This is a genomic window from Plantibacter sp. CFBP 8804 (assembly GCF_014841225.1).
Taxonomy (GTDB): domain Bacteria; phylum Actinomycetota; class Actinomycetes; order Actinomycetales; family Microbacteriaceae; genus Plantibacter; species Plantibacter auratus.
The window spans coordinates 1-688 of the sequence record NZ_JACYTU010000040.1; the positions used below are offsets into that span (position 1 = coordinate 1).

At 68.0% G+C, this 688-nt stretch carries 1 protein-coding gene; it reads right to left on the reverse strand.

The window, feature by feature from the left end:
* Positions 1–183 precede the first annotated feature (183 nt).
* Positions 184–618: a hypothetical protein gene (locus tag IFU11_RS19955; protein ID WP_137244223.1), complete on the reverse strand. Its 435-nt coding sequence runs from the start codon at positions 616–618 to the stop codon at positions 184–186.
* Positions 619–688: the final 70 nt, after the last annotated feature.

Consider the following 688-nt stretch of genomic DNA (forward strand, 5'->3'; position numbering starts at 1 on the left):
CGCCGCGGCGGGCTCGACGGCGGGACTGCAGGAACATGGCGATGGTGCGGAAGATGAGGTGCACGGATGCGACCGTATCCCGACAGCCCCATCACGTGCGACGTCGTTGTCCGACCCCGACAACGAGGCCGCTCCGAGACGGCCCGACAAGCGATTCCTGGCACAAGCGGCAGTGCCCGCGAACTACTCAGCGCCGACGGTGTTGCCCTCCCCGCTGTCGGTGACCACCGGGGCCGACGAGGTCGCGACCTTGTTGCCGTTGGCTCCTTCGACGAACGTGACGTTGTCGACGGTCAAGACGTTCACGAGGGTGATGGAGCTGTTGAACGAGAGGTTCACGACGGCTCCCGTCACGGTCACGATGCTGTTGGAGGCCTCCACCACGACGGTCTCGCAGTCGCCGTCGATGGTCACGTTGGAGCTGTCGTCGACGATGGTCGCCGTGCCGTCGACGCACTCACCGGTGACGTCGGGGATCGTGTACTCGGAACCGGTGGTGGATTCGGCGGCAGTCGTCGGTGACGCGCTCGACGTCGACGTCGCATCCGCGTCGGTGCATCCGGCGAGGGCGACGATGGCGAGGCCCGCGGCGGCGAGGAGGGTGGGTTGCTTGGACATGGGTGCTCCTTCGGAGGCTCGGTAGGGGGAGGCAGGAGCCGCCGGCCCGGTGCAGTGACACCGGGCCGGC